At 44.7% G+C, this 13473-nt stretch carries 14 protein-coding genes; 9 read left to right on the plus strand and 5 right to left on the minus strand.

The genetic code is table 11. From position 1 onward, the window contains the following. Positions 1–172: 172 nt before the first annotated feature. From P0M28_RS12455 to P0M28_RS12495, 9 genes are all read left to right on the plus strand, one after another. Positions 173–2074, plus strand: coding sequence for a fasciclin domain-containing protein (locus tag P0M28_RS12455; RefSeq protein WP_302210233.1), 1902 nt, complete (start codon positions 173–175; stop codon positions 2072–2074). A 233-nt stretch (positions 2075–2307) separates the two neighbouring features. After that, on the plus strand, positions 2308–4296 hold the full coding sequence (locus P0M28_RS12460) for a hypothetical protein (protein WP_302210234.1): 1989 nt from the start codon (positions 2308–2310) through the stop codon (positions 4294–4296). A 20-nt stretch (positions 4297–4316) separates the two neighbouring features. Beyond that, on the plus strand, positions 4317–5105 hold the full coding sequence (locus tag P0M28_RS12465) for a DUF2490 domain-containing protein (RefSeq protein ID WP_302210235.1): 789 nt from the start codon (positions 4317–4319) through the stop codon (positions 5103–5105). Between the two features lie 82 nt (positions 5106–5187). Next, positions 5188–5679 carry a nucleoside deaminase gene (locus P0M28_RS12470; RefSeq protein WP_302210236.1) on the plus strand — a complete coding sequence of 164 codons (492 nt, stop codon included), beginning with the start codon at positions 5188–5190 and terminating at the stop codon, positions 5677–5679. Beyond that, on the plus strand, positions 5651–6229 hold the full coding sequence (locus P0M28_RS12475; RefSeq protein ID WP_302210237.1) for an NADPH-dependent FMN reductase: 579 nt from the start codon (positions 5651–5653) through the stop codon (positions 6227–6229). Before P0M28_RS12470 ends, P0M28_RS12475 begins: the two co-directional genes overlap by 29 nt. Before the next feature lie 151 nt (positions 6230–6380). Next, positions 6381–7424: a glycoside hydrolase family 43 protein gene (locus tag P0M28_RS12480; RefSeq protein ID WP_302210238.1), complete on the plus strand. Its 1044-nt coding sequence runs from the start codon at positions 6381–6383 to the stop codon at positions 7422–7424. Between the two features lie 136 nt (positions 7425–7560). After that, positions 7561–9609 (plus strand): glycoside hydrolase family 97 protein, encoded by a 2049-nt coding sequence (locus tag P0M28_RS12485; RefSeq protein WP_302210239.1) that lies wholly within the window; start codon positions 7561–7563, stop codon positions 9607–9609. 51 nt (positions 9610–9660) lie between these two features. Continuing rightward, complete coding sequence (locus P0M28_RS12490) at positions 9661–10221, plus strand: Crp/Fnr family transcriptional regulator (RefSeq protein ID WP_302210240.1); 561 nt, start codon at positions 9661–9663, stop codon at positions 10219–10221. A gap of 62 nt (positions 10222–10283) precedes the next feature. Continuing rightward, on the plus strand, positions 10284–10700 hold the full coding sequence (locus tag P0M28_RS12495; RefSeq protein WP_302210241.1) for a DUF5367 family protein: 417 nt from the start codon (positions 10284–10286) through the stop codon (positions 10698–10700). 149 nt (positions 10701–10849) lie between these two features. Here P0M28_RS12495 and P0M28_RS12500 read toward each other — a convergent pair whose 3' ends face one another. The 5 genes from P0M28_RS12500 to P0M28_RS12520 all read right to left on the minus strand — a co-directional run bounded on the left by P0M28_RS12500 (position 10850) and on the right by P0M28_RS12520 (position 13465). Beyond that, complete coding sequence (locus tag P0M28_RS12500; RefSeq protein ID WP_302210242.1) at positions 10850–11290, minus strand: hypothetical protein; 441 nt, start codon at positions 11288–11290, stop codon at positions 10850–10852. Then, complete coding sequence (locus tag P0M28_RS12505; protein ID WP_302210243.1) at positions 11256–11732, minus strand: Lrp/AsnC family transcriptional regulator; 477 nt, start codon at positions 11730–11732, stop codon at positions 11256–11258. The genes P0M28_RS12500 and P0M28_RS12505 overlap by 35 nt, the downstream gene beginning before the upstream one ends. Positions 11733–12058: 326 nt before the next feature. Further along, entirely contained in the window at positions 12059–12433 is a 375-nt protein-coding gene (locus tag P0M28_RS12510) for a DUF3108 domain-containing protein (RefSeq protein WP_302210244.1), read from the minus strand. A gap of 136 nt (positions 12434–12569) precedes the next feature. Beyond that, positions 12570–12710, minus strand: a complete 141-nt coding sequence (locus tag P0M28_RS12515; RefSeq protein WP_302210245.1) for a hypothetical protein — start codon at positions 12708–12710, stop codon at positions 12570–12572. A gap of 14 nt (positions 12711–12724) precedes the next feature. Continuing rightward, positions 12725–13465 carry a DJ-1/PfpI family protein gene (locus P0M28_RS12520; protein WP_302210246.1) on the minus strand — a complete coding sequence of 247 codons (741 nt, stop codon included), beginning with the start codon at positions 13463–13465 and terminating at the stop codon, positions 12725–12727. Positions 13466–13473: the final 8 nt, after the last annotated feature.

Below are 13473 nucleotides of genomic sequence, written 5' to 3' on the forward strand. Positions count from 1 at the left end.
TTACGGTAGGCAGAAGCAAAAATTTGTACCACCCTTACTGACAGTTCAACCCATTATTTCAACAACTCACACCACTTATATAATTTTTTTAGCCTTTTAATAAGACATTATTCCTCTAAACAAGTTAGAGAGACGTACTTGAAAATCATATCACACAAAATTTTTTTTGACAATGGAAAGACCAATTATTAATTTTTATCGTCTGTTCCGCTTTACCGGAGCCTTTTGTCTGAGCTTGTTATTTCTGGCCAGTTGCAACGATGATGACAATGGTGGCGATCCGCCTAGTCCGGCACCTACCCAAAACATTGTAGAGATTGCTGATGGCGACGACCGATTTGATACATTGGTAGAAGCAGTTATAGCAGCTGAGCTAAATGATGATTTATCTGGCACTGGGCCGTTTACCGTTTTTGCCCCGACCGATGCTGCTTTTGATGCATTGATAGCTGCCACTGATGGTATTAGTTCCTTAGAAGAAATCAGCACTGCGTCGCTGATCCAGATTTTGCAGTACCACGTAGCCAGTGGTGCCTTACTTTCGTCCGCACTGGAAGAGGGGCAGACCGTTCCTACGTTGCTAACCGGAGAAACTCTTACCATCGGGGTCAACGGAAATGCAGTAACCGTGAATGGGGTCAACGTAGTGGTAGCCGACATTGAAGCCACCAATGGTGTAATCCACGCGGTAGACCAAGTACTGGTTCCCGAAGGATTTGTGATTGTACCAACTCCGAAAACTATTGCTGAAATTGCTTCTGAAACCGAATCACTAAGTTCGTTAGTTGCTGCTTTAGGACGAGTATCTAGCTTGTCTGATGCCGCCGGTGATGAGACCAGCACACTAACCGTATTTGCTCCTACCAATGATGCTTTTGCAGCTTTATTAACTACGCTGACTGATGCTACCGGAAACCCTTTCGAGAATTTAGACGATGTGCCCGATTATGTGCTGGAACGAGTATTACAGTACCATATTTTAGGAAGTGCCAAAACAGCCGAGCAACTGACTGATTCCGAAGAAACACTAGAAGGAAGTAGTATTAGCGTTGATGGGACAACGATCAATGGTAGTGTTAATGTGGTAGATGGATCAGCCGATATTGTAGCGAGCAATGGTATAGTTCATGTGATTGACGCTGTACTGGTTCCTGAATTTATTCTGAATAGCTTAGGCACTGTTCTAGAGCCTGCTATTTTTGATGCCGAAGGACGATTTACTACGCTAGTAACTGCCGTTGAAAGAGCGGAACTTACTGGTGCGCTTACTGATGACGATGCTACTTTAACGGTGTTTGCTCCTACCAACGATGCATTTGCCGCCTACATTGATGGCAGTGCCTTTGCCGATGCCTCGGAGTTATTGGCTTCTGATATGTTGGATGATATTTTACTGTACCACGTATTAGATGCCACTGTTCTCTCATCAAATATTATTGCGGGATCATCTTCAGTACCTAGTTTTGATATCAATCAAGATGGTATAAGCCCAGAAATCTATATTAGCAACAATGGTGATGATGGTATCTTCCTGAATGGAAGTTCGCAAGTGGTTGCTCCTGACTTAGAAGAAGCAAACGGCGTAGTACACGCAATTAATGGTGTGTTAGTACCACCCATGAATTCTATTACTGATATTGTAGCAGCTTCTGCTGCTGATGCTGATAACCCTCAGTTCACCTTACTATTAGCAGCTCTACAAAATGCTGATGATACTGATAGTGATTTAGTTGAGGTGCTAAGAGGTAATGGGCCGTTCACCGTATTTGCCCCTACTGATGATGCCTTCATCGCGGCTGGGTTTGCTGATGCTGACGCTATAGCTAATGCTGACGCTGCTACGTTGCGGTCTATCTTACTCTATCACGTAGTTTCTGGAGCGGTATTTTCTACTGATTTGGCCGATGGATCTGTAACTACCATCGGAGAGGAAGAATTTATAGTAAACGTTGCTGATCCAGTAACTATCGCTGACCTTAACGCGGATAATGAAGACGCTGAAGTAACCAGCGTAAACATTCTGGCAACCAACGGAGTCATTCACGTAATTAATCGGGTATTGCTTCCTGAATAAAAAGAAATCAGGTCTAGATTATATTTCAGGCAGATGTTCCCCGGGGCATCTGCTTTTTTAATTTATTAAGGATATGGCTGAAATTCTCGTATTATTTCACCATTTTTGTTATGAATCTACTTAGATTTTTTGGGTTGCACTAGTCGTTGTGACGCTTTAGAAGTATTGGTAACGACCCAAAGGGTGATTTTTTAGTTTTACTGAAGTTCAACAGCTTCATTACTTATTTTTTGATGTTAGCTTATACTTTTCGGGTCGCACTATGCGGCATGTTTTTATTCTTACTTTTCTTCTCGGCCTCCGCTCAAAAAAACCAGTTATACGAGGGTCGATACCAGAACGAAATTGGCGAGCAAGGACAAGCCCGTTTCTACTACGACCAACCCCGCCGCTCGGAGGAAAAAATACTGGATGGCGACTTCTACTTTACCGTAACCTACACCGACTCGGTGAAGGAAAACCTGCTGATAAAAAAAGTATACGAAGGGGCATACAAAGAGAACCAGAAGCATGGAGATTGGAACTACGATTTTAAGGAGTACGAAGTAATTCTTCAGGATATTGAAGACGTAGAACTAAAGTACAATGTAAACGGTAACTACATTAACATTCGGGGTACGTACGACGAAGGGTCACCGATGGGCGAGTGGACGTATCGTGAAGATTCTATGCGGAACAGTGAATACCTTAGAACGGTACGCCGGGGTATTGCCAACTTTCGCGATGGCTACCTCTCGGGCTCGTTCACATTCAATAAAGAATCAGAGCAGGACACTTACCGTGTACAGGGGCAGTTTGATGAAAATGGCCGAATGAACCAGCAGTGGGAGATCTGGTACCGTACCGATAGCACGGTAGTTGAAGAAAGTAGAACCTACCGTCAGGGTTTACTTACCTCACTCGTCCGCATTGATCAGGCTACGGGTAAGGTAATTGATAGCCTTATTTACGATGAGGTAATTGCTAACTTAGAGAAGCTCAAGTCAACAGATACTGAGTCACTGGGTTTTAAGGTTAGTCGCCAGGGGTTCGGTTTGTTATTTGACCTCGGCTACCCAAAGGGGGCGGTGAAGAAAACCCGACAACGAGCGGGTAATAACATCATCCAGCGAGCCCTCAACAATTTTGTTAGTGTTGACCTACAGACCAACGAGATTCAGGGGCGCAAACCCGTTGAACTGGCGGCTACCAGTCGATTTAAATACGAAATCAGCGAAGAAGAACAAAAAGCCATTGAAGAGTTGAACCGTAAGGTCGATTCACTCAAAGCTCAGATCAGTCCCCTAGCCCGCAACGAAGCCTTTGAACTCAATCGCCAGCGTAATGATTCCCTAGCCCACATATTTACCTACTTCAGTAAGCTCGATAGTCAATTGACCGTACTTGACTCAGTAGCCACTTTTATGAGTACCCCGAAGTATCAGTACGTTGACCCCCAAATACTGTTCGGTGACTCGTTAACCTTTGCCAAAAAGACGGATACACTCAACTACGTAGTTGATGGCGGGCCCCGGCAGTACGTAGTTCAACTGCCGGGGGAACCTTACGATTCGGTTAGCCTGCCGGTTCGGCTTAGTCAGTACGTGAACGACCTGATGGTTTTCGTTCCCCCTAGGCTTGCTTTCGTTCAGGGTGAGCTAACCAGTATTGAGCAGGAGGGGGTAAACCGGGCGTTGGAAGAAAAAATTAGCCAAAAACACAAGACAGTAGACAGTCTGTACATTCGTACCGGAGAGACCCCTAATTCACTGGAAAGCATGATTTATCAGGCGTTTGTAGATGGGCGGGTAAACCAACTGGAGCGTCGGTACAGTAAGGCTAACAATTTTATTATCAAACAGCAGATTGGTGATAGCATTTACGCGGTGCTGGATACACTACACGCCTTGCATACCCCACTGGACACAATCCCCGAGTACGCCCAGCTGATAGATGAAACGTACACCGAGAAAACCTTCGACCCCTATACTTTCAGCTACGATTTTACCCGACGGGCGAAGAAAGAATTGTACGAAAAAGCGGCCGAGCAACTTTATCAGTACTTGCTGGTGCAGTTGGCCGAAACGCGCGATTACCGCCAACTCATTCCTCGGGCTAAGGAGATTGTTGCCCTGTTTGACCGACTGATGGAATTATCGAAGGAAAACACCCGCAAGTTAGAGCGAAGGCTCCGGCGGGTGCGCGATCCGCAAGAAATAAAAGAACTTATTGGACTCGTCTGAGCGAATCTTATCTGTAAGCTATGCACCAAAGATTTACGCTATTTACGTTACTCTTTTTAATATTTGCACTGCCCAACGTAGGTTGGGGGCAAGACCTTACTGAGGCCCCCGATGATCCGCAGATTCCTGATCGGGTAGTTAATCGCCAAACCGGAATTTGGCACGGAGTATACACCAAGTACCAAATAGGTGAGCGCCTGTTTTATTACGGTGAGTACCACGTGCGCCGCACCGATTACTACCAAAACATGCGTAACCTTTACCTGCGGTTTGGGGTTACTTACTTGCTGGACAAATACCTGGAAGTGACCGGGGGCTTTGTAAACCCCTACACCTGGGCTTCCGACCCGGAAGATACCGAACGTTTTGACCCCGTGGTGCCGGAGTTCCGCTTTTGGGAGCAACTGCTCTATGTACAATCGGTGGGGCGAGTTAAATTCTACCATCAGCTTCGGTTCGAGCAGCGGTGGAAGCGAAAGAATGATATTGGTGCCGACTATAAATACTCTAACCGATGGCGGTATCGCTTTACAACTTACGTACCGATCAACGACTACACTCTACGGCCCGGTGTGCTGTTCGGGTCATTCTACAACGAAATTTTTATTCAGAACGGCAAGCATATTCAGTACAATAATTTTGAGGAAAACCGAACCGTACTTGGGTTAGGCTATATTCTGAATAATAGCTTACAATTTCAGGCGATGTACATGTGGACTTACGGCCAGCAAAGTGCCTTTGAATTCCGCCAACGTGATATTATCCGCTTCAACATCTACCATAATCTGGATTTGCGGAGGGATCGCTAAAGGTCGTCCAACGAAAGGCTACAGAAACTTTTCAGAGTATAAATGATCCTTGAGTAAATAGTAACCACTTATCTTAGCAATTATGGATCAAACTACCTCTGGAAAGAGCGATAATCACTTCATTTCAATAGCTATTAACTTAGCCCGAGAAGGGATGCGGAAGAACGCTGGTGGGCCATTCGGCGCAATCGTGGTAAAAAATCAGGAAATTGTTGGTTATGGTCACAATCAAGTGACCTCATCTCACGATCCTACCGCCCACGCGGAAGTGGTTGCCATTCGGGATACCTGCCAAAAGCTGGGTACTTTTGAGCTAAACGGTTGTATCATCTATACCTCCTGCGAACCCTGCCCTATGTGTTTGGGAGCTATTTATTGGGCGCGCATTGATCAGGTAGTTTTTGCTGCCACCCGGCATGATGCTGCCCAAGCTAACTTTGATGACGAGTGGCTCTATCAGGAGATTCCTCTGGTTTGGGAGGAGAGAAAACTAGATTATCAGCAAATTGGGCAAAGTGAAGCTGTTAAACTGTTTGAAGAGTGGAATGCTAAATTGGATAAGGTTCGCTACTAGAAAAAATGGCATGAGAGGAAAGCTAAAAGTTTTGGGAATCAATGGAAGTGCGAGTCAAAGTTCTTCCAACCTTGCTATTCTACACGCAGTGGCTAAACTAGGAAAACCTCATTTTGATTTAGAGATAATTGACGATCTGTCTAAGCTGCCCCACTTTAGAACAGAACTGACTGATGACAATATTCCTGAGGAACTAATTAAACTTCGTAACCAGATTGAAGTCGCCGACGGAGTAATAGTCTGTACCCCTGAGTACGTTTTTAGTATTCCAAGCCGACTTAAAAATGCTATTGAGTGGTGTGTTTCAACAACCGTATTCTCGGATAAACCTACTGGACTTATCACGGCCTCTGCTCAAGGGGAGAAGGGGCACGAAGAATTAAAATTGATTCTACAAACTGTTCAGGCTAGTCTTGCAGAAGATGCTACGCTCCTCATTTCAGGGGTGAGAGGTAAGGTGAACAAAAACGGTGATATTGCAGACCATGAAATAGCCACTGCAGTCAAAAAACTCGTTGAAGCTTTTGCTGAACTAATGGGAGAAAAGTAGCCTATTGAGTAAATGGTGCCTCACTCTGAATGGTTGTTGTAGGATGGACAACACTTATTCTTCTTCGTGTATGCTATGCTGCCCTTCTTCAAATAGATTATTCCGCAGGGTATACCTATATTAAGCTCGAAACCTGATAAATACCAACCGCATGAGACAACTTATTTATGGATACTTAGTGCTACTGACTGCTGCTACCATCGGATGTACCAGTAGCCCTACCGAAACTACAACTGCTACCGACAGTACTGCTCGAGCGGGTAACCCCGTTTTTGATGGGTGGTACGCCGACCCGGAAGGTATCGTTTTTGGTGATGAGTACTGGATTTACCCCACGTATTCGGCTGCTTTTGAGGAGCAAACCTTCATGGACGCTTTTTCCTCTTCCGATTTAGTAAACTGGCAGAAGCACTCCCGTATCATTGATACGACTGCCGTAAAGTGGGCTCGGCAAGCTATGTGGGCTCCGGCAGCAATAGAAAAAGATGGGCAATATTTCTTGTTCTTTGCGGCCAATGATGTGCAACGGCCGGGACGACCATTTTGGGACGAAAACAACGACATCAATCACTTTGGGGGAATTGGAGTAGGAGTGGCCGACTCACCTGCTGGTCCTTTCCGAGACTATTTGGGCGAACCATTGATTGCTGATTTTTACAACGATGCCCAACCTATCGATCAGTTCGTTTTTGAAGATACCGACGGCACGTACTATATCTTCTACGGTGGTTGGGGGCATTGTAATCTGGGCAAACTCAACGACGACTTTACTGCCCTACTACCCTGGAACGATAGCGCAATGGTAAAAGAAATTACCCCGGAGGGCTACGTAGAAGGGCCTTTTGTGTTTTTACGTAATGAACAGTACTACTTTATGTGGTCGGAGGGTAACTGGACGGATAGTACGTATACCGTAGCCTACGCCATAGCTGATCAAATAGATGGGCCTTACCAGCGTATGGGTACTATTTTATCGTCTGAGCCCGGCTTGGCTACGGGTGCGGGGCACAATTCAGCCCTTCGGGTGCCTGGTACCGACGAGTGGTACATGGTCTACCACCGCCGCCCCATTCCCAATGAAGGCCGCGACCATCGGGTAACCTGCATTGATCGATTATCATTCAACGATGATGGCACCATTCAACCGGTGAAGATGACGCGTGAGGGGGTACAGGCTCGGCCTATTATCAAATGAAATGATAAGTCAAACAAAGGTTTACGTACGACTGTTGGTCAAATAAATCATGTCAACTAGCCTAATGAAAACCATCACCCTATCTTTCTGTCTCTTAATACTTTATCTTGTGAGTTGCACCAGTCCCGAAAACTCCATGGTAACTTCTGTTCCCTCGCCCTCCGAAAATATTACAGTTGACTTTACTCTACTGGAAGATGGTACTCCTAGCTATTCAGTTACCCAAGGGGAAACTCCGGTGATTCAACCGTCCACCTTGGGTTTTGAATTTGAGAACCAATCCGCGTTGATGAATGGGTTGGAAATTACGGGAACGGATACTGGCTCAGACGATGAAACCTGGGAAATGCCCTGGGGCGAGCAACGAACGGTACGAAACCGCTACAATGAGTTGGTAGTGCATTTACAAGAGAAGGAAGCCCCTAACCGCCCACTGGATATTTACTTTCGGGCGTATAATGATGGCGTAGCATTTCGCTATCATTTTCCTGAACAGCAAGGGGTAGACACGCTGATTATTACCGACGAGAAAACACAGTTCTCCCTGGCTGGCGATCATACTTGCTGGTGGCAACCTGGCGACTGGGACATCTACGAACATTTGTACAACACCAGCTCGTTCACCAAAATTGATGCCATCGCTAAACGTGATCATCCTGACCTGAACTCATCCTATATTCCTGAAAACGCAGTGAATACACCCATCACGATGCGAACCGCCGATGGACTGCATTTAAGTTTTCACGAAGCGGCTCTAGTTGACTACGCCGGAATGACCTTAAGGATTGACCCGGAGAATTTACGAATGGAAAGTGGTCTAGTGGGTTCTGACCGCTTAGGCTACAAAGTAAAACGGGGCCTACCGTTTAGCACTCCTTGGCGCACCATTCAGATTAGCGAAGATGCCGCCGGGCTGATTGAGTCTAAGCTGATCGTTAATTTGAACGAACCCAACAAACTGGGCGACATCAGTTGGTTCACCCCTATGAAGTACGTCGGCATTTGGTGGGAAATGCACTTAGGAATTTCTACCTGGGATATGGAAGGTACTCAGGATATGTCGACCTATACTACTGACCAAGTAACTGGTAGCAAACACGGCGCGACTACCGAAAATGCTAAAAAATACATAGACTTTGCCTCAGAAAATGGTATCAAGGGTTTACTGGTAGAAGGTTGGAATACGGGCTGGGATCATTGGATTGGCTTTGAAGATCGGGAAGGAGTCTTTGATTTTATCACCTCTTACCCAGATTATGATATTGAAGAAGTGGTGCGTTACGGGCGAGAGAAAGGAGTAGAACTAATTATGCACCACGAAACTTCGGCTGCCCCCCGCACCTACGAACAACAGATGGATACCGCTTACGCCCTGATGCAATCGCTAGGAATTCACTCGGTGAAGTCGGGTTACGTGGGACCAATCATTCCGAAGGGGGAATACCATCACGGGCAGTGGATGGTCAATCATTACAATAATGCCGCTATTAAAGCAGCGGATTATCAGATAGCAATAAACGCCCACGAGCCGATAAAAGCTACCGGACTACGCCGAACGTATCCCAACATGATTGCCCGCGAAGGTTTACGCGGGCAAGAATTTAATGCCTGGGCATCAGACGGGGGAAACCCACCCGAGCACCTACCGATTATTGCGTTTACCCGAATGCTTAGCGGACCGATTGATTTTACTCCAGGGGTGTTTAATATCAAGATGGAGCCGTATAAAGAAGGCAATCAGGTAAATACGACCTTAGCCCACCAACTCGCACTGTACGTGGTCATCTACAGTCCGGTACAAATGGCCGCCGACTTACCCGAAAGCTACGAAGGGCAACCCGCCTTCCAGTTTATTCGCGACGTAGGCGTTGATTGGGAACAAACCAAAGTGCTCAATGGTGAAATAGGCGACTTTGTGACTATTGCCCGCGAAGAGCGAGAAACCGGTAGCTGGTTTGTAGGTGGTATCACCGATGAAGAGGCCCGCACAATTACGGTTAATTTCGATTTCCTGGAAGCCGAACCCGAGTACATTGCTACGCTCTACCGCGATGGTGCTGATGCTCACTGGGATGATAATCCTACCAGTATCGAGATTGAGCGTATTGAAGCAAATTCTTCTACCGAGTTACCCATTGAACTAGCTCCGGGTGGTGGCTTTGCCATTAGTTTGATGAAGCAGTAGTAGGGTAAAGCATAAATTTGCTGCTTAATTCTAAGCGATATTCTTGATAAGATGACTAAAGAACAATTATCTGTTTTTGATTCCTTATCTAAAGAGGCTTTAGCCGAGATCTTACAAATAAGCAGTACTATAAATCTTACAAAAAAGCATCTTATTTTAGAACCCAATAAATATTCTAACGACTTGTTCTTAGTCTTGAAAGGCTGCCTTAAACAGTACTATTTTAAGGAAGAAAAAGAGGTCGTCTTTAGGCTAATCGCGGAAAATGAGTTTTGTTGCTCAGCATATGCATTGATCACTGGTGGCAAAACTTTCGAGTACATAGAAACTACCGAAGAGGCTATGCTTCTTCGTATCAATTATCAGAAACTCTCACAGCTTTACAACCAAAGGATAGATGTTGCTAATTTGGGTCGTCGTTTAACTGAACAGTACTTCGTTCACGAACAAGACCGACTGCTATCTATCGTATTTAAAACACCCAAAGAGCGATATTCAGCATTTATGCAAAAAAATGGCAATTTAGTTCAGCGGTTTCCATTAGGTACTATTGCTTCTTTTCTGGGAATGACTCAAGAAACATTGAGCAGACTACGCGCTAAGCGATTTTGATTCTGATCAAATAATTTCTATCAGTGATCTCTTATTTTTGAGTGTATCAAATCAGAGATAAGATGAACAGACAAAACAAAATTTTCTTTCTAGGCTACGGGTTGGTTGTATGGTTCTTGGCTACAGTAAGCTTTAAATTTATAGGTTTCGACGAAAACATCATGTGGTTGAATTTTTTACTACTTGTTGTTGGAATGCCCTTATTAAATATCGTAGGTTATCGCTGGCGTAAAGTCAGCGGTAATGATAAAGCAAAGGCTTCCGCTTTATTCGCTTTTTCAGGAATGATGCTAGACTCCTTTCTCATACTATTTTACCCTTACATTTTCACAGTGGATCGCTTTTCTCTAATGCCCAGCGAGGGGCACTATCTAGCAGCCTGGCTATTGTTCGGAAACAGTATCACATTTCTGACAGCTATTATTGCCTCAGAGATAGAAGCAAGAAAAGTAACTACTACCCATCAAGTTGCATCATAACATTTTATCCTTCTTGCCACAAGAAAGTAGTGCTTACAGTAGAGTACGTGACATAGCCTTCCATAATATCGCTAATAGTGTAAACGTATTTAGCTCTGGATGGTGGATTAGCCATTATTGATAAAACAGTAGAAGTTCCTTGCTGAACACTACGTAGGCACGACAAACTCGAGATTTACGAGCGGTTTCAAGTCAGGCGATATCCATTGCCTCCGAGCTTCTTTGCTCATAAGTAATTCTTTCCGATAATAACGAAAGGGAAAGCTTTTATCCAGGAAGGGTTGATCGTCCAATAGCTCAAGTCGAGCATTGAAGTCATTGTCATCAAAGGTGAGGTGGTATTGAGCAATTACCCGAATGTATAATTCTGTAAGCGTTTCGTGGTAGCCTGAACGATCGGTGTTTTTCCCTTTGACGCTTACGTTGTAAAGCTTGATGCCTTCTTTAATACTCTTTCGGGCTTGAGGCAAAGGTTGGTGGTAGGTGTACCAAAGTGCCATCAACACATGCGCCCGGTGATTCCAAAGTGCTACGGGATAGGTGCCGTGCTCAAATTCAGTTACGAGTTTTTCTACTTCTTGGTAAGTCATAGTGGGGGCGATTAATTTCTTCTTTATAGGTACTGAGTACCACCGTAGTACTCGTCCGAGAGACAGCGCGGTTGCGTTTAATCTTTTGAGTCAAGAGTGTTTCTAAAACATTAGTATCTTCTACTAATACTTTCAATAACAAATCATAACCTCCGGCAATGTGATGGCATTCTAGAACTTCAGGAAGTCCTATCAGATAGTCTTTTGCCTCGTTGGAGATCGTATGATCAATCCACACTTGGATAAATGCGAGGAGACGTAATCCTAGTCGGTCACGATTATAGCGAATGGTGTATTGCTCAATTATTCCCGACTTATCCAGCCTTCGCAATCGCTCAGTGACAGCCGGTAACGAAAGATGTATTTTGCGGGCGATTTCCGCTCCTGTCACCCGGGCATTGGCTGTAAGTTCATTTAGGATTTTAATATCCACTGCGTCCATTCTGTAATATTATTAAGGCAAAAATATTAAGCGCTTAATAATGATAATACTTTTTAGTAAAAGAACAGCGATTATTAATTTTTCCCGGTGAAAAGCTTACAGAAAACTGGTAAAATGGCAGAAAGTCACTCGGCTTAGGAAATGTTATTAAGCAATACTAAAGTAGTTTCCGAAATAAATGTGATTCCGTATAGCAAAAGAGAATCGCTTATTTGTTAATGAAACCAGTGCGGGTAAGCGTTTCCTGGCTAATATCTACTACCTATTCGTCAGCCCTTCTTATGAAGTCCAACTATCCTTTAGCTCGGTAGTCATTGCGGCTCTATTCATCTCATCGCTGGGATTACGGCTTTACTCTTCACTGCCTTGTGGCTAGCCTGATCTACCCAGATTTCGGTTTGACCCGCATCACTATTAGCAGACTTCACCTCTACCCGATAGGTCTTGAAGGTTCCTGCTGGCACGGTTACTTCTTCCTCACTGGTTACCTCCAACACCATCGTTTTCATCTGGTTCGACTGAAGATACAAGTTCTGATAAGTAGTCTGATAGTCTTCCTTCAGCGGTAGCTTGGCAATGATCTTGCTAGCTCCGGCTCCTTCGGCAAACAGGGCTTGCTCTACGGCGTGGTCAATAGCTATTTGCTGTCCGTTGGCGTTCATCTCTCCGGTCACACTATCGGCCGAGTAGGTAAGACTCATCTTTACTGGCCCCTACCTGCCGGTTTAGCGGTTGTAGAGTTTGCTTTTGTACCACTATTGAGTCGGTGGCGGTGCCCATCGGGGTTTGTGCTGACTCCACCATCACCCAGGTGTCACCTTCATCTTTGATCTCCAGCTAAGACTCCATTGGAATTTTCTGTTCCCCCGTCTCAATGATCACCTGATAGGTATACGAACCGGCTTCCAGGTCTTGCTCGGGCTGAGGCACTACGGCGGCGGTCATGTCTACGCTCTGAGGCAGAGTAACGCTATCCACATCATCAAGTTAAGTTAGTTTCCTCTATATTCCATTCCGTTAGGTGCTACTGGCCAAGGTTCCTTCTCTTTAAATGTATGTTGCAAAGCCCGGGCAATCATAGCACGTAATTTTTCGCCGTGATTTTTTTCTACAACGTGCAATGCTGCATCAATTCCCGAGGTGATGCCCGAAGAGGTGATTACATCTCTTTCGTCTACAAACCGAACGTGTTCAATTACCTCAACTTTGGGAAACTTAGCTTTAAAATCATTAGCCACAAAATAGTGCGTTGTGGCTTTTTTTTCATCCAATTTCCCGGTGTTAGCCAAGAGGTACGAAGCAGTACAAATAGATACTACGGTTGAGTTAATGTTAGTAATGAAAGCGCGCAGGGACTGATCGTTAAGTAACTCATTGATAACAGGCATACTTGCTCCGGGTACAATTAAATAATCGGGAGCCGGCATATTATGAATATCATAAGATGGAGTGATGGTCAGTAGACCCTGCTCGGTAGTTATTGGCTGTTTATCTAAGCTCACTGTATAGGTATTATACTTTCCTTTCGTTAGCTTCTGAGCTTTAGAAAATACTTCCATCGGTCCAGCAAAATCTTGTAGTACAACATCTTGATAAACTAGTATCGCAATGTTGATCGTATCGTCAAAGCGGTTAACCACTATCTCATTCATTTTCTGGGAATGATCTGCATCAGTGGTTTGTGCGTGCAAATGCAATGAGAAACATAGTAAAAGCCGCGTTAGATTTTTCATAGAATGAA

It is taken from the genome of Tunicatimonas pelagia, from assembly GCF_030506325.1.
Lineage (GTDB): Bacteria > Bacteroidota > Bacteroidia > Cytophagales > Cyclobacteriaceae > Tunicatimonas > Tunicatimonas pelagia.